Source organism: Rhizobium sp. YTUHZ045, assembly GCF_051124255.1.
In the GTDB taxonomy this organism is placed as follows: domain Bacteria; phylum Pseudomonadota; class Alphaproteobacteria; order Rhizobiales; family Rhizobiaceae; genus Rhizobium.
In genome coordinates this window covers 280,558-299,918 of sequence record NZ_CP101432.1, presented here as the reverse complement: position 1 = coordinate 299,918, position 19,361 = coordinate 280,558, and the positions used below count along the sequence as shown (strand labels likewise).

The window sequence follows — 19,361 nt, the reverse complement described above, 5'->3', positions numbered from 1 at the left end:
CCTTACCCTACCGCTGCTAACGACATTTCTGCTTTGAGCGACTGGCCGCGCGAGGCGCCGACAACCGCGTCGACATCTAGGATGAGAGCCACGCGGCCGTCGCCGAGAATGGTGGCGGCGGCGATGCCGGGCACATGAGTGTAGTTCGCTTCCAGGCTCTTGATGACCACCTGGCGCTGACCCTGGATGGCATCGACCATCAGGGCGCGCTGACCGCCGCCTTCCGATTCCACCAGCAGCGCCACGCCCTCAACGGGGTTGGCCTGCGTCGCGCGGAAGTTCAGGATGCGGCCGACATCGACCAGTGGGCAGAATGAGTTGCGGATCGAGATCAGCCGGTGGTTCGCGCCGAAGGAGTGAATCGCGGATGCTTCCGGCTGCAGGGTTTCGACGATCGCGGTCAGCGGCACGACCAGCGTCTGGCCGGCGACGGTGACCACCATACCGTCGAGAACGGCAAGGGTCAGCGGCAGGCTCATGGTGAAGACCGAGCCGTGGCCCGGCTTGGAGGTGATGTTGATGCGGCCGCCGAGCGCCTGGATCGAGCGCTTGACGACGTCCATGCCGACGCCGCGGCCCGATATGTCGGAGATCTTGTCGGCGGTGGAGAAGCCCGGCAGGAAGATCAGGTTGTCGATTTCCTCGTCCGACAGGTTGGCGTCGGCCGGGATGAGATCGTTGTCGATCGCTTTCTGGCGAACCTTTTCGCGGTTGATGCCGGCGCCGTCGTCGGCAAGCTCGATCAGGATGCGTCCCGAACGGTGCTTGGCGGTGAGGCGAACCGTGCCTTCGGTGTTCTTGCCGGCGGCCGCGCGCTTTTCCGGCGTTTCGATGCCGTGGTCGACGGCATTGCGGATCATGTGGGTGAGCGGCTCGGCGAGCTTGTCGATAACCGTCTTGTCGACTTCGGTGTTTTCACCTTCCGTGATCAAGCGGATCGACTTGCCGGTCATGTCGGCGATTTCGCGGACGATACGCGACATGCGCTGGAAGACCGGCTTGACCGGCTGCGCGCGGATCGCCATGACCGAGTCCTGGATCTCGCGGGTGAGCTGCTGCAGCTCCTCGAGACCCATGTTGATCGAAGACGTGCCTGTCGTGTCGTTCTCGATGACGCTCTGCGACAGCATCGCTTGGTTGATGACCAATTCGCCGACGAGGTTGATGAGGCGGTCGACGCGATCGAGATCGACGCGAATCGTCTGGCCGGCGCCAGCGGCGTTGTTCTGGGCGGCGGCATTGGCCGCGGCGGCTGCGGCGGCGGCCGATTCCTTCTTCTCGACGCGGGCGGCGGCTGCCGCCATTTGCGTGACGTTGGAAGCGGTCTCGGCGGCGGCAACGGCAGCGGCCGTGGCTTCGGACCGTGCAGCGGAAACGCTCTCCGTTGCCTCGGTCTCGTCCAGGATCGACAGGTCGAAGGGAACCGGCACCATCGGCAGTTCCTCGTTGCTCGAAGCGGCGTCACGGGTCTCCTCGACCGGCTTCACCGTCAGCTCGCAATCCCACTCGGCGAATTCGAAGACGGCGCGGATGGCATCCTCGCCCTTGTCGGTCTTGAGCGTGACGTTCCAGAAGAAATAGGCAGCCTCCGGATCGAGCTCCTCGAGACCCGGCAGCTCATCCATATTGCAGTAGATCGTCATTTCGCCGAGGCGCGAAAGGTCGCGCAGCAGCAGGGTGGCGTCGTTACCCTTCGAATAGAGTTCGTGGCGCGGCTTGAAGGTGATCTCGTAGGCCGGCAGGCCGGTCTCTGCGCCGTCCTCGTCGCCGAAATCGTCGAAGGAAAAGGGGATTGGCTGGAAGCCGCTGTCGTCGGTCGGCTTGGGGGCTGGCGCCGGAGCGGCCGGAGCCGCCTTTGCGGCGGCCTTGGGCGCAGGCGTCTCGGCCGAAGGAGACGGTAGCTCGCCATTGGCCAGAGCCTCCAGCTCCTTGACGAGGCCGCGGCTGCGGCTTTCATCGACGCTGCCGCCGTCGCGCGCAGCATTGGTCAGGTCGGCGAGCACGTCGGCCGACTTCAGCATCACCTTCAGGACGTCCTGGGTCGGCTCGAGCTTGTTGGAACGAACGCAATCGAGAGTGGTCTCGAATACATGGGCGAAGGCAACCAGATCATCAAGGCCGAAGGCGCCGGCGCCCCCCTTGATCGAATGCACGGCACGAAACACCGCATTGACGGTTTCCGGATCGCGATCGCCATCGTTCATTTTCAGAAGACCGGATTCCAGCTCGGCGAGCTGTTCCTCGCACTCCTGGAAAAAGATCTCTTTGATTTCGTTCATATCCATAGGAGCAAATCCTGGGTTTAAGCGGTTACGCGCTCAATTGCATCGATCAGCTTGGCCGGGTCGAAAGGCTTGACGATCCATCCGGTGGCGCCGGCCTGGCGGGCGCGGTTCTTCTTTTCCGCGTCGCTTTCGGTGGTCAGGACCAGGATCGGGATCGCCCGATATTTCTCGTTGCGGCGCACACCTTCGATGAAGCCGAACCCGTCGAGGCGCGGCATGTTGATGTCGGTCACGATCACGTCAGGATTGGATTCTTCGAGAACCTCGAGGCCCTCGACGCCGTCTTCCGCCTGGATCGTCTCGAAACCGGCATTGTTCAGCGTCACGAGCAGCATGTTTCGGATGGTGCGGGAATCATCCACGGTAAGCACTTTTTTCTTCATTGCCGAATCTCCTTGGCAAGCAGGTGGTCAATATTGACGCCAACCAGCTGCATGGTTTTGTGAAATGCGTCGGACACCTTGGAGAAGGTGAACGGCTGCTTGTCCTGCTCCCAGGTCTTCTCGGCGGACATCAGGACCTGAGCGCAAAGAGCCCCGATCCGCTCGACGCCCGATGCGTCGATCGAAAGACCGCTGCCCCTGAGGGAGATGAGTTTTTCACGCAAGGCGGAAGCCTCGTTGAGATCCAGCACCGCTGTCAAATTCAGCGTCTTGCCACTCTTCTTTGCTACCATCAGCTTGTCCTTGTCCCCTTGTCCCCGGCCCGAAAAGATGAGCTGCGGCGATCATCCGATAGGTTAGTAAACATTCCGCCCACCTCTGACGCTCCCGAGCGCCTGCGGAAGGCCAAAATCGTCATTTTCATATTCGTCTTCGACCGCAGGATGGCCGGCCGCTTCGATCGTGCGGGACGGCGCAGCGCGAACCGAGCCCAAGCGCCCGGAATGCGCATTTTCGCGGGCTATGCGGAATTCGCGAATCGTCTGGCCGAGCTCAAGAATGACGGTATGGAGGTGGTCGGCGCCTTCAGCGGAACGTTCGGCCAAACCGGCGTTGTCCGCCACCTCTGCGCCAAGTCCTTTGACGTCGGCCGCCACGCCGTCGAGGCTTGCGGCATGCTCGCCGGTCCTGGTGGCGATGCCCGATATGGCGGCGTTGATGTCGGTGACCTGCCGCACGATGCTGCCGATCGAGTCCTGCGTTCGTCCGACCATCTGCACGCCGGCGTCGACCTGCGCCTTGGTCGTCGTCACCAGCGTCTTGATCTCGCGGGCGGCGTCGGCCGAGCGCTGGGCAAGCGCACGAACTTCCTGGGCGACGACCGCAAAGCCGCGGCCGGAATCGCCGGCGCGAGCCGCCTCGATGCCGGCATTCAGCGCCAGAAGATTGGTCTGAAAGGCGATCTCGTCGATCGCGCCGATGATCTGGCCGATCTTCTCGGCCGACTGCTCGATATCGGCCATGGCGCTGATCGCGCGGCCGACGACCTCGCCGCTTTGCTCGACCGCAGCGCGGGTAGAGGCGGCCGCCTGTTCGGCGGCGCGGCTGTCGGCGGCGCCGTCGCGCACGCTTCCGGCAATGCCGGCAAGGACAGCGGCGGAAAGCTGCAGCCGCTCGGCCTGGCCGGACGCCGTGCCGGCGAACTGCCGCGACTGGCCAGCAAGCGAAGCGGTCGCCGTCTCGGCCTTATCAGTGCGTTCGGTCATGGCGGCGAATTCTGCCTGGAGGCCATCCAAGGCGCCGTTCAGGGCGGCGGCGATCCCGGCATAGGCACCGTCGGCGTCGACAGGCGCGCGCCGCGTCAGGTCGCGGGCGGCGAGGCCTTCGATGACGTCGCCGAATATCCGGGCGATCTCCGCTTCACTTTCGGCGCGCTGATCGGCAACCGCGCGGCTCTGGGCAGCGCGTAGCGCATTGAAGCGGAGCGAAACGGCGATTTCGACATCGACCATCACGATGCGGATGATCGCAGTCATCAGCTCGGAAATTTCGCGGGCGCGGCGCCTGGCCGAGGGCAGCAAGGGGCGGCCGGCAATCTCTTCGGCGAGGCCGGAAAGAACATGCTCCAGCACGACGCCGTGGCCGGCTACGTGCCAACGCGGGTCGAGGCCCATCTTGCTTTCGGTGTCGGAGAGAACCTTGACGCGCTCGGCATAGAGGCTGTCGAAGCGGGCATCCGTCAGCACGTCCCAATGTGAGGACTGCAGATCATGCAGACGATCGACCTGTCTGTCGCTCTCGAAGTTGCGCGCAGCGTCGGGATAGGACTGGAACCTGTGGAAGAGATCGCGCAGTCCCGCTTTCAGATGCGCTTCGAGGGCCGGCCGGTTACGGCGCACCAGTTCGCACTGATCGGCATCGAGACCGGCAAAGCGCAGGCGATCACGCAAGCTGCCTGCCTGCACTCCACGAGCCTGATCTGATGGCATGTCCTGCCTCAACGCCTGTCCCCGACCCACTTTCCAGGCGAATGCCCGGCAAAAAACTTTTGCAGCATTCGATCAACGCAAGCGCGGAGCCGGTCTTCACCACCGGCGACGACCGGCAGGTAAAGCCCCTGATCAGCTATGTTTCGAAGCTGTCTGAAGAGATGGATACCGGATCGACCCGGTACGGCGGTACGGCGTCATGCCTGCTGGGAACGAGCACATCTTCCCATTCCGACGTGTAACCCAATGTTTATGGTTAATTCCTTGCCCGAAGGTTAATAAGTCTTTTCAGGAACAGGCTTTTGGAGCAATTCAAGGCAGTTCGCAGGAAATACTTCCGCGGAGTTGCACGGCTGCTACAAGGCACACGCAAGCTCCGTGTTATAGGCCGGTCGACAACCAAGACATGACGTCGACAAGGACAGAGCAATGATTGTTCTCGGATTGGGTTCCTGTTTGATCGCAATGGGCATACTTGCCGCCATCGCCCGCCTCGATTTCCTTGCCGCAAATCGCGATATCGGGATGCTTCGGGTGTTCTGAAGCCTCTCTGGCTTCAAGCCGATCCAATCCCCGTTGGCAGTCCGGTGCCTTTGGTGTAATCGCACTCGCGCCTTTCACGTCAGCGGAACACTCGGTTCATGTCTCCCAGATCTGGTCTTCTCATCGTTCTCGGCTTCACGCTCTGGCGCGTCGTCACGCTGTATTTCGATGCCACAGACCTGTTTGTCGACGAGGCCCAGTACTGGTTCTGGTCGCAGAATCTCGATCTCGGCTACTATTCAAAACCGCCGATGATCGCCTGGGTGATCCGAGCGATGACGGAGCTTTCCGGCTCCAACGCCATCTATTTCATCAGGCTGCTCGGGCCGCTGATCCACATGGTGGCGGCGCTGGTGCTGATGAAGCTTGCAAGGCGCTTCGTCGGGCCGGAGATCGAAGGCTGGACGGGCGCCACCTACATCACGCTTCCCGGCGTGGCGCTCTCTTCGGTTTTCTTCTCGACCGACGTGATCCTGCTGTTCTTCATCGCCGTCGCCCTGCTCGCCTATTTCAGCCTGACGCAGCGGCGCTATGTGGTACTGGCGCTCGTCATGGGTCTCGCCGTCGGCCTTGCCTTTTTGACGAAATATGCCGTTCTGTTCGTCGTACCAGGCGGCGCGATCGCCCTCCTCCTCATTCCTGCGGCGCGCATCGCTGTCCGGGACTTCATCATAGCGGTCGCGGTTGCCGCTGTCGTCGCCTCGCCGAACCTCTGGTGGAACCTGCAACACGACAATACGACGGTGCGCCACACGCAGGATATCGCCCACTGGAGCGATCTCGGCATCAATCTGCGCCGCGGGCTCGAATTCTTCTCCGCCCAATTCGGCGTCGTCGGGCCGATCATCTTCTTCGCAATGCTGTGGGCGGTCTATCGCATGATCAAGGGCCGAAGCGAAGACCGCGAAAAGATGCTGATCTGGCTGTCGATGCCGGTGGTGGTGCTGATCACCCTGCAGGCGACCGTTGCCAAAGCCTATGCCAACTGGGCCGTGACCGCCTATGTCGCGGGGACCATTCTTGCCGTCTGGCTGCTTTACCGGATGTGGCCGAAGGGGCTGAGGCTGTCACTCACCATCAACGGCATCGCAAGCCTGCTCTTTCCGCTGGCGACCATCTTTCCGCAGCAATTGCTGCTGCCGAACGGCGACGAATTGATGAAGCGCTATCTCGGGCGCGCCGAGGTCAGCCGCGAGGCGGGAGCCCTTGCAGCTCAGGCGGGCACCGACATCATCGTCACCGACAACCGCGACATGGTCGCTGATCTCTTCTATACGCTGCGGGATGCATCTTACAGAATCTATGCGCGCGCACCCGCAGGCCTGCCGGAGAGCTATTATGAGCAGGAATTCGCCCTGCCCGCCGACATCGCCGGCAAGGTGCTTTTCCTGACGGACACGCCGCTAACCTGCGCCACTGAAACGCCCGAGCTGCTGAAGAGCTGGCTGCCTGCCGCAGGCTACTACAAGCGAAAGACGCTTTACGTTTACAAGGTTTCTGCCGCCTGCCTGGCGCCCTGAGGGCTTCAGCCTGGTCGATTGGGCAGGCAGAGGCCGGTGCCGGCGCCTTCTATCTCAACGAACCTGACGCCGCCTTCCTCGAAGGCGAGGCGCAACTGCGCTTCGGTCGCACGGTGGATATCGTGGTGACGTCCCTCGTAATCGCGGATGGTGCTGCGCGAGACGGCCGCCTTCTCGGCGAGCTCGTTCTGGGTCCAATCGAGCAGACCGCGTGCAGCCCGGCAGAGAGCGGGGCTTAGAATTGTTTCTCTCGCGCCTTGACCCATGATCTCAAAGTACCCATATTGGTTGATATAGATCATATATGTCATAATACGAACGAAATTTCCAGATCGGGAGAAGCGATGCCGCACGATACGCCCTTGATTTCGACAATCGTCGGCGGCCTGGTGCTGGCTTTCATCTTCGGCGCGCTTGCTCATCGGCTGCGCATGCCGCCGCTCGTCGGCTATCTGATTGCCGGTGTGCTGGTGGGGCCACATACTCCGGGTTACGTGGCCGATCAGAGCCTCGCGCCGGAGCTTGCCGAAATCGGCGTCATCCTGCTGATGTTCGGCGTCGGGCTGCATTTCTCCCTCAAGGACCTGCTGTCGGTGCGCGGCATCGCGCTGCCTGGCGCGGTCGTGCAGATCGGTTTTGCCACCTTGCTCGGCTGGGGCCTCGGTGCATTGATGGGTTGGCCGACCGGCGGCAGCCTGGTTTTCGGCCTGGCGCTTTCAGTTGCCTCTACCGTCGTGCTCCTCAAGGCTCTGCAGGAGCGCCGGCTCATAGAGACGGAGCGCGGCAGGATCGCCGTCGGCTGGCTGATCGTCGAAGACCTCGCCATGGTGCTGGCGCTGGTGCTGATCCCGGCTGCAGCCAGCATCGGCGGCGACGGCCATGGTCCCGTCGAGCCGCTGTCGGCGGGGCTGAACAGCCTGTTCGGCCTCGATCTCGGCATCGGCGGCATGATCGCCATGACGCTGGTCAAGGTAGCACTCTTCGTGGCTCTGATGCTCGTCTTCGGCCGCAAGCTCATTCCCTGGACGATGCATCGCATTGCCCATGCCGGCTCGCGCGAGCTCTTCCGGCTCGGTGTGTTGGCCATCGCCCTCGGCGTCGCCTTCGGCGCGGCCAAACTCTTCGGCGTGTCCCTGGCGCTTGGCGCCTTCTTTGCCGGCATGGTGCTTGCCGAAAGCGAGCTCAGCCACCGCGCAGCCCAGGAAAGCCTGCCGCTGCGCGACGCCTTCGCCGTGCTCTTCTTCGTCTCGGTCGGCATGCTGTTCGATCCGAACATCCTGATCGACAGACCGTTGCCGATCCTCGCCACCGTCTTCATCATCGTCATCGGCAAATCCGTCGCCGCCTTTCTGATCGTGCTCGCCTTCAAGAAGCCGCCCGGCACGGCGCTGACGATTTCGGCAAGCCTCGGTCAGATCGGCGAGTTCTCCTTCATTCTCGCCGCTCTCGGCGTCGAGCTCGGGCTTTTGCCGGAGGAGGGCCGCGACCTGATCCTTGCCGGCGCCATCATCTCGATCATCGTCAATCCACTGCTGTTCTTCCTCTGCGACCGCGCGCGGCCTCTTCTCGAAGGTGCAAGACGCGAGGAAACCGTGGCCGAGCCGGCTTCCGCCGCCGATGTGGGTGCCGTTCAGGAACAGGCGCCGCCCGAGGACGACGACGTGCGTCCGACCGCGCTTACCGGCCACGCAATCCTCATCGGTTACGGCCGAGTCGGCAGGATCGTCGGACAGAATCTCAAATCGTCAGGCACGCCCTTCCTCGTCATCGAGGATTCCGACAAGCGCATAGGCGAATTGAAAGCGCAGGGGATCGAAGCCTACATGGGCAATGCAGTGGCGCGGGAAACGCTCGATCTCGCCAATCTTTCGTCTGCACGCAGCCTCGCCATCGCCATCCCGAACGCCTTCGAGGCCTGCCGCATCGCCGAGCAGGCGCGCAGCGTCAATCCCTCGATCCTTATCGTCGCCCGCGCCCATTCCGACGCCGAGGTCGACGAGTTGAAACAATACGGCGCCGACACCGTCATCATGGGCGAACGCGAAATCGCCCTTGGCATGGTTGACCGGCTCGCTCAAGTGCATCATGAGAGTGTTTCCTATGAAGACAGGCAGGAGCCTGCTACAATCATCCCGACGGGCACTGCTCCGCCGGAACGACAATGAGAGATTTGGCGCGCTTTTGAGCCGATACGGGAGTGACATCGCCGGGACGGAGGAGATGGAGCTGGACCAGCACCGTCTGACGAGCCGTATCGCCTTTTCCCTCCTCTTCGCCATTCTTGCCTATATCGGCCTGCTTTTCGGCGGCAATCTCATCATTGCGCCGGCGACCGCCGTCAATACGCTTTCCTCTTCCGGCCGCGATCCGCAGCCGCCGCAACTGAGCGCGCGCGATGCCGTGCGCGGCGTGCTTGCCGCCGAGCGCAGGCTTGCGCCGAAACAGACCGCCTACGACGCCGGACCGCCGGCCCCTGCCGCCGCCCCTGCTGTCGACTTTACCGGCTGGGACATGGCCGCTCCTCTTGCGGCATTCGAGCCTCCGCTTCATCAGGCAGTTTCCAGGACCCATCAGGCGCGCGCGCCCCCGATCATCGCCTGAGGCCTGCGCCGAGCGGCGCATCCGACCATTGACGACATGCCGCCAGCGCCCGGGCGCCGGCCCTCGATTATCTAAGGAATACAACATGCGTAATTCACCATGGCTGGTGTTCACCTATACGGTGATCATCGTGATCGGGCTATTGATCGCCCTGCCGAACGCCCTACCGCAATCCGTGCTCCAGCGAATTCCGGCCTGGCTGCCGCATGAGCAGGTGTCGCTCGGCCTCGACCTTCGCGGCGGTTCGCACCTCGTTCTGGAGGTCGACGAAGCCGATCTGACCAAGGAGCGGCTGCAATCGCTGCTGCAGGACGCCCGCCGCGTCCTGCGCGAAAAGGGCATCCAGCCGAAGGCCGTCGTGCGCAGCCAGAACCAGATCGTCGTGACGCTCGCCGATGCCGCGCAGAGCGACGCGGCAGTCACCGATCTTAAGACGCTTGCCAACCCGATCAGCACCGGCCTCAGCGCCGGTCAGGCGGATCTCAACGTCACCGCAAACGGAGCGACCATCACCGTCGGCTTCTCGCCGGCCGGCATCTCCGCCAATGTCGACAACGCCGTCCAGCAGAGCCTTGAAGTCATCCGCCAGCGTGTCGACCAGGTCGGCGTCTCCGAGCCGACCATCCAGCGCATCGGCGGCAACCGCGTGCTCGTGCAGCTTCCCGGCGCGCAAGATCCGTCGCGCCTGCGCGAACTTCTCGGCTCCACGGCAAAGATGTCCTTCCATATGCTGGCGCCGAACAATCAGCCCGGCCCCGGCGTCACCATGCTGCAGGACGACGAAGGCAGATCCTATCCGGTTCTCGACCGTGTCGAAATATCGGGCGACCGCCTATCGGATGCCCGCGTCAGCTTCGATCCTAACACGCGCGAGCCCATCGTCAGCTTCCGCTTCGACAGCGCCGGCGCCACCCGTTTTGCAGAGATCACCCGCCAGAATGTCGGCAATCCCTTTGCCATCGTCCTCGACAACAAGGTGCTGAGCGCCCCCGTTATCCGCGAGCCGATCACCGGCGGCTCCGGCCAGATCTCCGGCAACTTCTCGGCAGACAGCGCCACGACGCTTGCCGCCATGCTGCGCGCCGGCGCCCTGCCCGCCAAGCTGACCGTTATCGAGGAGCGCACAGTCGGCGCCGATCTCGGCGCCGACGCCATCAAGATGGGCATCTATTCCGGCATCGTCGGTTTCGCCCTTGTTGCAGCCTTCATCTTCGTGCTCTACGGCACCTGGGGCATCCTGGCGAACGTGGCGCTGCTGATCCACACGATCCTGACCTTCTCGGCGCTCACGCTGGTCGGCGCGACGCTGACACTGCCCGGCATTGCAGGCGTCGTTCTCGGCATCGGCCTTGCGGTCGATGCGAACGTCCTTATCAATGAACGTATTCGCGAAGAGACCCGCAAGGGCAAGGGTGCCTTTGCCGCTATCGATACAGGCTTCAACCGAGCCTATTCGACCATTATCGACGGCAACATGACGGCCCTGATCGCTGCGGCGATCCTGTTCTGGTTCGGTTCCGGGCCGGTTCGAGGCTTTGCGGTGACCATGGCGCTTGGCCTGATCATCTCGATGTTCACCTCCGTCGCGTTCGTTCGCGTCGCGATGATCGAGATTACCCGCCGCCGCAAGTTCAAGGTGCTGAACATCCGACCGTTGATCCCCTTCAGCCCGTATGACAAGCACATCCAGTTCATGAAGGCGCGCTTCTTCGGCGTCACCGTTTCGGCGCTGCTTTCGATCGCATCGGTCGTGCTCTTCATCCATCCCGGCCTGAACTACGGCGTCGATTTCCGCGGCGGCATCCAGATGTCGGTCAAGACGAAAGAGGCGGCCGATCTGGCAAAGTTCCGCGAGGGTCTCGATAGTCTCGGCCTCGGCGAAATCACGCTGCAGACCTTCGGTGACAACAACAGCATTCTCGTTCGCGCGCAGCGGCAGGAAGGCGGCGAAGAGGCACAGACGGCGGCGGTGACCAAGCTGAAGGCCGAAGTCGCCAAGATCGATCCGAGCGCTACCGTCGAAGGCACCGACGTCATCGGTCCGAAGGTCAGCGGCGAGCTTGCCTCGGCCGGCATCCTGTCGGTCGTGATCGCCAGCATCGCGATGCTGCTCTATATCTGGGCGCGGTTCGAATGGCCGTTTGCCGTCGGCGCCATCGTTACGCTGGTGCTCGACGTCACCAAGGCAATCGGCTTCTTCGCAATCACCGGTCTCGACTTCAACCTCACGGCCATCGCAGCCATCCTGACGCTCGTCGGCTATTCGGTGAACGACAAGGTCGTTGTTTACGACCGCATGCGCGAAAACATGCGGCTCTACAAGTCGATGCCGTTGCGCGAGATTATCGACAAGTCGATCAACGAAACTCTTGCGCGAAGCCTCTACACCAATGCGACGGCCTTCCTCGCCCTGGTGCCGATGGCGATCTGGGGCGGCAGCGCCGTCTCCAGCTTTGCGATCCCGATGGTCTTCGGCATTCTTGTGGCCGGCGCCTCGTCGATCTTCATTGCCGCACCGATCCTGCTATTCCTCGGCGACTGGCGCCGCCGCCACGCCAAGGCGGCAACGGCGACCGATGCGGCAGCCGAAATCATCCCGCCGGAAGAGGGTCGCTCGCGCAAGTCGGCGAGCTGAAAACGGGTTGTTAACGTATCCTTGAAGAGGGCGCCGGTTGCAGAGCCGGCGCTCTCTTTTTATTGTTGCCTATTGCCAGGATAAAATTATGCAGCAATTCAAGCTATTACAGCGTCCATCGCGCGGCTGAAAAAGAGAGCGCGACGATGCATCAGAGATCGGGGAAACCGCGCGATGTCACCCAACCCGACGAAACCGCTTGAAACCAATATTGCCGGCGACAACGAAGAACGCATTAAGCGCTTTCTTGCAATCGCCTCGCACGACCTGCAATCGCCGCTGCGCCATATCGCCATGTATGCCGAGCTGCTGCTCGACGATCTTGAGGAGACACTCGACAGCGAGCAGCTTCAGAGCCTCAAGATGATCCTGGAAAAGGTGCAGGCGGCCCAGCGTCTCACCAAGGCACTGATGAGCCTTGCCGGTGGTGCACCGCAGGTGACGCTGGAAGAGGTCGACCTGAAGGTCTTGGCCGAAAAAATTTGGAGCGAACTCATCGAGGAGACGGGGGCTCTCGACGCGACGTTCGCCAGTCGGGACCTCCCCTCCATCCGCACCGACCCGGCGCTGTTCGGCTTGGTGCTCAGGCAGCTCATGTCCAACGCCCTCACCTATCGGAGCTCATCGCCGCCGCATGTGGCCGTGACGGCGGAGCAAGAGCGGGCGAACTGGGCCATCCGGATTTCCGATAACGGCACTGGCATCGATCCCGCTTATCGAGAGCGGATCTTCGAGCCGTTCTGGAAATTACCGAAGGCGGGGGCAGCCCCTGGCGCCGGCCTCGGCCTGACGACGGCGCAGGAACTTCTGAAGGTGCTTGGCGGCGATATCCGTCTCGAGCATTCCGACGAAAACGGCAGCCACTTCACCATCCGCCTTCCCGCCGGCTGAGGCACATATTGCAATCGCTCAGCCTCGTTTGCCGTGCTTGAAGCGCACCGCGATCTCAGATTCGGCGGACGTGCTTCCTTTGCGCATGTCGCTACCGCAAAGCCTTCGCGCTGTTTTGCGCGGCTCAAATGCTGTAATCGTCCTTCCAGAAATCCGGCACATCGTAGTGCACATATTCGCGGATGATGTGCTGCAGCGTCTGGACGTCGATTTCGTCCTTGCCGATGCGAAAGTCGACGCCGTAATCTGGGAATTCCTGGAAATAGCCGCCCGATATGTCGGTGGAGACGACGCCGATCGGGCCGGTATAGCCGATGCCGCGCAGCTCCGGCACCGTCTCGCGGAAATCGGCATTGGGCAGAAGGCGATTGTCGAGCAGGATGAGATCGAAGCGCGCCGCGCGGATCTTTTCCAATGCGTCTCCGATCGACGGCGAATATTCGACTTCGACCGCCGGCTCGGAGAGATCGGCGATCTTCTTTTTGAGCGCGCGGAATTCGATGAACTCGTCGTCGACGAAGAGAACCTTGACGGCGTTCTGTCGGACCGTTTTGGTGATCATTTCAATTTCCCCAGTCCCGAAGCCGATTTTCACGAAACCAAACCATTCCTCAGGGCGATCGCCACCATGTGGACGCGGTTCACGGCGTCGAGCTTGCGCGCGGCCGCAGTGATATGCGAATTGACCGTATGTTCAGACAGACCGAGGATGATGGCGATTTCGGCCGAGGTCTTGCCTTCGCTGGTCCATTTGACGATTTCCGCTTCGCGCTGGGTCAACCGCCCGGACATTTCCTGCGTCAGGATTTCCTCGTAGAGCTTGTCGAAAATGCGCATGGCATCAAGAAGCATGTCGGCAATCTCGCCCTGGTCCGGCTCTTCACGCTCGCCGCTCAGCACGAGACAATATCGCCGCCCTTCGGGCGTGAACAGCGGAATGAAGAGGAAGACGCCGCTGCGGAACTCGTTGAAAAGCAGATCGGAGGGATAGGTGTCCGGCTGCGCGCTCCGGCCATGGACGGGCGTTGCCAGAAACTGAGCGCTCTTTGCGCGGGTGGTCCCGAGCGCCTCCCTCAACGTCGCAATGAACAGGCCAACCCGTCGCTCGGCGACATTGGTGATGACGATATCGCGTTCGCCGAATGGAGCCGAAGCCTCGGAAATGCGGGCAAGCGCGAAATTATCGAAGTGGTAATGCTGCGCCGCCGCTTTCAGCAGACGGAAAAAATCGGTGCGGTTGATCGCTCGGCTCAGCTCCGGTCCGGCATGAAAAGGAGTTGCCGCGGCATTGTTCATTCCCACTCTTCCTCTCCTCCCGCCATGCCCCCGATCCCCAAATCTTGGGATATACGTCTTAAACGCGAACAGCTACAAAAATTGCGAGACGGTTGATGAGAGATATCGAAACGGGGACTTTCGGTATACAAGGCGGATATCATCAATTATCTCAACTACAGGTGATGCACGGGCAGATATACTGAGGGGCAGTAATTCTTACCTGGGTGTCGTAAATCTTCCGCGTTCAACATCCATGAATGCGAGAAGGCAGTGCCAGACGTAAGCGCGAGAGAGCCGACAGGCCCATTCAGCTAAGGGGTTGGCTGGAAGTTCGTGGCGGCGAACACGGGTCAATCGGCTCTCTCAGCGCTTATTTTACGTTTCCGTCCGTTTCGTTTCGGTTGCATCTTGGGATGCGCACTCGGCCTTGTCAATTGCGGTTCGTCACGTCGCCAGGACCAACGCCAGGAAACGCACCATTCGGCTTCCGCTGTTTCCTACACCTCCAGATTGAGAAGGATCGCTGCGAGGTCAAGCGGCTTCTCAAGGTAAAAATCGGCACCGGCTTCGAAAGCACGCATGCGATCCTCGTCCGCATCCGACCCGCTGCAGACAGCGAGACGCATTGTTCTGAACCGGTCATCGCTGCGCAGCGTGCTTACCAGGCTGATGCCGCTGTCGAGGGGCATATAGAGATCGGCGACCAGCAGCTCCGGCGGAGCCCAGCCTTCGGCCACGCGCTGCTTCAGCGCCTCCAGCGCCGTCTCGGCGGTCGAGAAACAAAATAGATCGACGTCTATATGCTGCTTCTTGCGGATATAGTCGAGATAGAAAAGATCATCCCTGCTGTCGTCGACGTAAACTATCGTAGGCATCCGGCACCGTGATCTGGGTATTGTTCGAATGAACCTCGTTGTCTTCCGACGTCACGATATCGCGATTTCACGAAAATTCGATCTGTCCGATCGAAAAATCATTTCGGAAAAAGCGCGACGGCGGCGGCCGCTGCCTATTGAGTATTCTTCGATTTCGGAAAAAATGGCCGCGCGAACCGAGAGAGGATACACGGGTGCAGGATAAGGGCAACGTGGACCTGCAGGACCAGCGGAGGCGACGGCGCTACCGTGCCTTCGCAATTGCAGTCGGCTGCCTGCTGTCCCTTCTCGGAGTGAGCGCCCTTGCCGGCTGGCTGTTGCAGATCAAACTCATCATTTCGCTCTTCCCCGGCTTTCCGTCAATGGCCTTCAACACCGGGGTCTGCTTCATACTATCCGGCCTTGGGCTTGCGGCCTCGATGCTTGATGGCCGCCGCTTTCGGATAGCGGCAACGATCATGACAGGGATCGCAGCGGCGATCGCGGCGGCCCGGCTGGTGGAAATCGCTACGGTTGGGCGGGCCGTCCATAACGTCGACCAGTTGATCACCCACCTGGTGATTCCTCCCGATTTCATCGCCGAGATCGGCGGCGGCATGGGCCCCAATACGGCGCTGATCTTTCTCATTGCCAATCTTTCGCTGCTGCTCTCGCTTCATGTGGAGAAGTCGAAAAACCAGGTCGTGCAGGAACTGACGAGCTATGTCGTCGTCACGCTCGGCATGATCGCGCTCGCCGGCTATCTCACCGATGCCGAACAGGGCTACCGCTGGGGTCCCTATGCGGCGATGGCGTTGCACACGGCAGTCGGCATGGTGCTTTTCGGCGCGGGCCTGCTTGCCCGCTCCTGGTGGATGCAGCCGGCAAACAGGGCGCAGATTCCGCTCTGGATTCCGGCGGCAGTCTGCTTCACCGGCCTCGTCGTCGATCTCTATACGCCGCTCGGCCTTGCCAACGGCATTCTCTACGTGCCGCTGGTGCTGACGGCGCTCTGGTTCGGCAACAGGAATGCGCCGCTCTTCTTCGCCTTTGCCTGCACCGTGCTCCTCATGCTCGGCTTCTTCGCCGTCAGGCATGACGAGGCGGCATTCTGGCAGGAGATCGCCAATCGCACCATCACCGCCGCCACGCTCTGGCTGATCGCCATCCTCGTCTTCTATTTCCTGCGCAACAACAACAACCTGGAAGCCGAACGCGTTCGCTTCGGCGCGCTGGCGCGCAGCACGCCCGATGCCGTCCTCGTCATCGACGGGCGCGGAACGATCAAGAGTTTCAATCCGGCAGCCGAAAGCATGTTCGGCTATTCACCGCAGGAAACGATCGGCCGGAACATCAAGATGCTGATGCCTGAGCCTTATCATTCCGAGCATGACGGCTATCTCGCCCACTACCGCCAGACCGGCGAGGAGCGCATCATCGGCACGACGCGCATGGTCTCCGGGCGGCGCAAGAACGGCATCGTCTTCCCGATCGAAGTATCCATCAGCGTTGTCGTCAGCGGCGAGACCAAGACATTCGTCGGCATCGTACGAGATATCAGCGAGCGCGTGCGGCAGGAAGAACGGATGAAAACGACGCTCGCCCAGCTCGAGGCATATACGGCCGAACTCGAGCGCAGCAACCACGACCTCGACGAATTCGCCTATATTGCCTCGCATGACCTGAAGGAACCGCTGCGCGGCCTGCACAACCACTCGCGTTTCCTCCTCGAGGATTATGAGGACAAGCTCGACGCGGACGGCGTGCGCCGGCTGAACCGGCTCGTGCGTCTGAGCCAGCGGATGGAGAAGCTCGTCAACGACCTGCTCTACTTCTCCAGGCTCGGGCGGCAGCAGCTGGCAGTCAAACGCACCGATATCAGCCTGATCGTCAAGGATGTGGTCGCGACGATGGAGCTGCTGCTGGAAGAGCGGCATGCCAGGGTCGTCACCGACGGCCGGCTCCCTGACGTGGTCTGCGACGCGCCGCGGCTGACCGAAGTGTTCCGCAATCTCATCACCAATGCGATCAAGTACAACGACAAGCCGGCGCCGCTGGTCTCGATCGGCTATCTCGAGCGGTTCGTCGGCAAGGATGGCACGGTTGCCCGCAACGTGTTTTTCGTTAGGGATAACGGCAAGGGAATACCCCAGGAATTCCATGAGGATATTTTCCGCATTTTCAAACGGCTCGAAAAGTCGCAGGATTCCGACGACGGAACCGGAGCAGGCCTTACCTTCGTCCGCAAGATCATCGCGCGGCACAACGGCGATATCTGGCTGGAGTCCGAGGTCGGCGTCGGCACTACGTTCTATTTCACCCTGGGAAGAAAACGCGAGGGGCAGAATGCAGCAGCGTGACACGCAACCGATTTTGATCGTCGAAGACAGTGAAGACGATTTCGAAGCGACGATGCGCGCCTTCAAACGCACCAACCTGCGCAACTCGATCCGCTGGGCCGCCTCGGGTCAGGAAGCACTCGACATGCTCGGCGTGATGGTGCCGAAACCAGGGCTGATCCTGCTCGATCTCAACATGCCGGGACTCGACGGCCGCAAGACGCTGGAAGCGATCAAGTCGAACGACGGCTGGCGCAAAATTCCGGTGGTGATCCTGACGACGTCAGACGATGAACGCGACATCGAAGGCTGCTACGCGCTCGGCGCCAACACCTATGTGCAGAAGCCGGTCGATCTCGACGGTCTCTTCGCCGCGATCCAGCGGTTAAAGGAATATTGGTTCGAAATCGCGATCCTGCCGCTCGAGGACTGACGGTTTGGCGGAAGACTGCTGCATTCTCATCATCGACGACAACATCGACGACCGCGAGGTCTATCGGCGCATTCTGGGCCGCGTCTCCAGCACGGCCTATACCGTCCTCGAGGCGGAGACGGGTGAAGAGGGCCGCGCTCTCAACAGCAGGAAACGGCCGAACTGCATCCTGCTCGACTATTCGCTGCCGGGGCGCGACGGGCTCGGTGTTCTTGCCGATATTTTGGAGGACGATCCCGTCGCCAACGTCATCATGCTGACCGGTCAAGGCAGCGAAACCGTCGCCGTCGAGGTGATGAAGAGCGGCGCGCGCGACTATCTCACCAAGGATACCCTTTCACCCGAAACGCTGCATCGCTGCATCCAGAACGCCATCATGCACGGCATGCTGGAAGCCCAGCTGGAGCAGAAGCGGCAATCGCTTGAGATCTTCACACGCGCCATGGCGCATGACCTGAAGGAGCCGCTGAGGACGATCAAGTCCTTCAGCCGCATCCTGCACGGTTCTGCAGTGCTTCCGGCCGAAGACCGCGAGCTGCTCGATTATGTCTTGAGCGCCGCCGACCATATGGAAGACCTGATCGTCAAGGTCTCGAACTTCACCAAGCTCGAAGCCTATGGCGGGCCGCAGCTGACGCCGGTCTCGCTGTCCGATGTACTCAACCAGGTGGAAGACAATCTGCGCCAGCAGATGGAGAGCCGCGGGGCCGTCGTCATTCGCGGTGTGCTGCCGGAAGTGATGGGTGATGCGACGCTGCTGACCCAGCTTCTGCAGAACCTGGTGTCGAATGCCATCCGCTACTGCGATCAAAAGGTTCCGGAGGTTCAAATCTCGAGCGAAGCGCGAGGGGGTAGCTGCCGACTGTTGGTGCGTGACAACGGACCCGGCATCGATCCCCAGCACCGCGAGCTGATCTTCCAGCCGTTCAAACGGCTCGTCGGCCGCGGCATCGAGGGCACCGGACTAGGCCTTGCCATCTGCCGCCGCATCGCGCAGCTGCATGGCGGCGCCATCTGGTGCGAACCGGACAAGGGACCCGGCGCCACCTTCATCGTCGAGATGCCGCTTGCCGAGGCACGGCCCGCACCGCCCGCCGCATCAGCCGTTCCGCCCAGCCTGAAGCCGGCGGAGCAGCCGGGTGAAGGTTCCGGCAGGCTTGCCGAGGTACTGCTGGTCGAAGACAGCCCCGCCGACATCCAGATCCTGAAGATCAAGCTGATGCGGCGGGAGAAGGTGACCTTCAACCTTCATGTCGCAACCAACGGACGCGAGGCGATGCGGCTGCTCGAAGAGCGCGCCGGCATCGCCGATGTGCCGCAGATCGACCTGATGCTGCTCGACATCAACATGCCGATCATGGATGGCTTCGAGGTGCTGAACGCGCTTTCGGCCGACGCCCGTCTGAAACGGATTCCCGTCTGCATTCTCAGCACCTCAAGCGATGAGAGCGACATGCAGCGGGCCAGAAATCTCGGCGCGCGCGCCTATATGGTGAAGCCGCCGACCCTGCAGCAACTGGAAGAGGCGCTCGAAGATGTCGATCATTTGGAACTGCTGCCGCGCGGCGATTCGCTTGCGCTTTGCGCGGAACAAAACTAAGCGGTGGTCAT

Annotated in this window: 17 protein-coding genes; 9 read left to right on the top strand and 8 right to left on the bottom strand. The window is 61.7% G+C overall.

Going from position 1 to position 19,361, the window contains the following annotated elements; all coding sequences use genetic code 11:
* Window positions 1-2 precede the first annotated feature (2 nt).
* The 4 genes from NMA58_RS01505 to NMA58_RS01490 all read right to left on the bottom strand — a co-directional run bounded on the left by NMA58_RS01505 (window position 3) and on the right by NMA58_RS01490 (window position 4,656).
* A complete protein-coding gene (locus NMA58_RS01505; RefSeq protein WP_434712067.1) occupies window positions 3-2,285 on the bottom strand; it encodes a chemotaxis protein CheA in 2,283 nt (760 codons plus the stop codon).
* Window positions 2,286-2,302: 17 nt separating this feature from the next.
* Window positions 2,303-2,668, bottom strand: coding sequence for a chemotaxis response regulator CheY1 (gene cheY1, locus NMA58_RS01500; RefSeq protein WP_003570362.1), 366 nt, complete (start codon window positions 2,666-2,668; stop codon window positions 2,303-2,305).
* Complete coding sequence (locus NMA58_RS01495) at window positions 2,665-2,961, bottom strand: STAS domain-containing protein (RefSeq protein WP_064809596.1); 297 nt, start codon at window positions 2,959-2,961, stop codon at window positions 2,665-2,667. Before NMA58_RS01495 ends, cheY1 begins: the two co-directional genes overlap by 4 nt.
* Window positions 2,962-3,024: 63 nt before the next feature.
* Window positions 3,025-4,656 (bottom strand): globin-coupled sensor protein, encoded by a 1,632-nt coding sequence (locus NMA58_RS01490; RefSeq protein ID WP_434712066.1) that lies wholly within the window; start codon window positions 4,654-4,656, stop codon window positions 3,025-3,027.
* A 41-nt stretch (window positions 4,657-4,697) separates the two neighbouring features.
* On the opposite strand from NMA58_RS01490, the gene NMA58_RS01485 reads away from it, so the two are divergent.
* Both NMA58_RS01485 and NMA58_RS01480 read left to right on the top strand, forming a co-directional pair.
* On the top strand, window positions 4,698-4,898 hold the full coding sequence (locus tag NMA58_RS01485) for a hypothetical protein (protein WP_434712065.1): 201 nt from the start codon (window positions 4,698-4,700) through the stop codon (window positions 4,896-4,898).
* 399 nt (window positions 4,899-5,297) lie between these two features.
* Complete coding sequence (locus NMA58_RS01480; protein ID WP_434712064.1) at window positions 5,298-6,719, top strand: ArnT family glycosyltransferase; 1,422 nt, start codon at window positions 5,298-5,300, stop codon at window positions 6,717-6,719.
* Window positions 6,720-6,724: 5 nt separating this feature from the next.
* On the opposite strand, the gene NMA58_RS01475 is transcribed toward NMA58_RS01480, so the two are convergent.
* Window positions 6,725-7,030, bottom strand: coding sequence for a helix-turn-helix transcriptional regulator (locus NMA58_RS01475; RefSeq protein ID WP_434712063.1), 306 nt, complete (start codon window positions 7,028-7,030; stop codon window positions 6,725-6,727).
* Window positions 7,031-7,063: 33 nt separating this feature from the next.
* Between NMA58_RS01475 and ybaL the strand changes: the two genes are divergently transcribed.
* From ybaL to NMA58_RS01455, 4 genes are all read left to right on the top strand, one after another.
* The gene (gene ybaL, locus NMA58_RS01470) at window positions 7,064-8,884 is read left to right on the top strand and encodes a YbaL family putative K(+) efflux transporter (protein ID WP_430956953.1); all 1,821 of its coding nucleotides are present in this window, start codon (window positions 7,064-7,066) and stop codon (window positions 8,882-8,884) included.
* Between the two features lie 55 nt (window positions 8,885-8,939).
* Complete coding sequence (locus NMA58_RS01465; RefSeq protein WP_434712062.1) at window positions 8,940-9,320, top strand: hypothetical protein; 381 nt, start codon at window positions 8,940-8,942, stop codon at window positions 9,318-9,320.
* Between the two features lie 85 nt (window positions 9,321-9,405).
* Window positions 9,406-11,955, top strand: a complete 2,550-nt coding sequence (gene secD / locus NMA58_RS01460; protein ID WP_097600310.1) for a protein translocase subunit SecD — start codon at window positions 9,406-9,408, stop codon at window positions 11,953-11,955.
* Between the two features lie 174 nt (window positions 11,956-12,129).
* Window positions 12,130-12,846 (top strand): sensor histidine kinase, encoded by a 717-nt coding sequence (locus tag NMA58_RS01455; RefSeq protein WP_434712061.1) that lies wholly within the window; start codon window positions 12,130-12,132, stop codon window positions 12,844-12,846.
* 124 nt (window positions 12,847-12,970) lie between these two features.
* On the opposite strand, the gene NMA58_RS01450 is transcribed toward NMA58_RS01455, so the two are convergent.
* The 3 genes from NMA58_RS01450 to NMA58_RS01440 all read right to left on the bottom strand — a co-directional run bounded on the left by NMA58_RS01450 (window position 12,971) and on the right by NMA58_RS01440 (window position 14,999).
* Entirely contained in the window at window positions 12,971-13,408 is a 438-nt protein-coding gene (locus NMA58_RS01450; protein WP_097600308.1) for a response regulator, read from the bottom strand.
* Window positions 13,409-13,437: 29 nt separating this feature from the next.
* Window positions 13,438-14,142, bottom strand: a complete 705-nt coding sequence (locus tag NMA58_RS01445; protein ID WP_085776927.1) for a helix-turn-helix transcriptional regulator — start codon at window positions 14,140-14,142, stop codon at window positions 13,438-13,440.
* A gap of 479 nt (window positions 14,143-14,621) precedes the next feature.
* Window positions 14,622-14,999 (bottom strand): response regulator, encoded by a 378-nt coding sequence (locus tag NMA58_RS01440; RefSeq protein WP_097600307.1) that lies wholly within the window; start codon window positions 14,997-14,999, stop codon window positions 14,622-14,624.
* A gap of 194 nt (window positions 15,000-15,193) precedes the next feature.
* Between NMA58_RS01440 and NMA58_RS01435 the strand changes: the two genes are divergently transcribed.
* From NMA58_RS01435 to NMA58_RS01425, 3 genes are read left to right on the top strand one after another with little or no spacing between them, the layout of a single operon-like run.
* Window positions 15,194-17,338, top strand: coding sequence for a sensor histidine kinase (locus tag NMA58_RS01435; protein WP_434712060.1), 2,145 nt, complete (start codon window positions 15,194-15,196; stop codon window positions 17,336-17,338).
* Entirely contained in the window at window positions 17,325-17,750 is a 426-nt protein-coding gene (locus NMA58_RS01430) for a response regulator (protein WP_064800648.1), read from the top strand. Before NMA58_RS01435 ends, NMA58_RS01430 begins: the two co-directional genes overlap by 14 nt.
* Before the next feature lie 4 nt (window positions 17,751-17,754).
* Window positions 17,755-19,350 (top strand): response regulator, encoded by a 1,596-nt coding sequence (locus NMA58_RS01425; protein ID WP_430956948.1) that lies wholly within the window; start codon window positions 17,755-17,757, stop codon window positions 19,348-19,350.
* Window positions 19,351-19,361 lie beyond the last annotated feature (11 nt).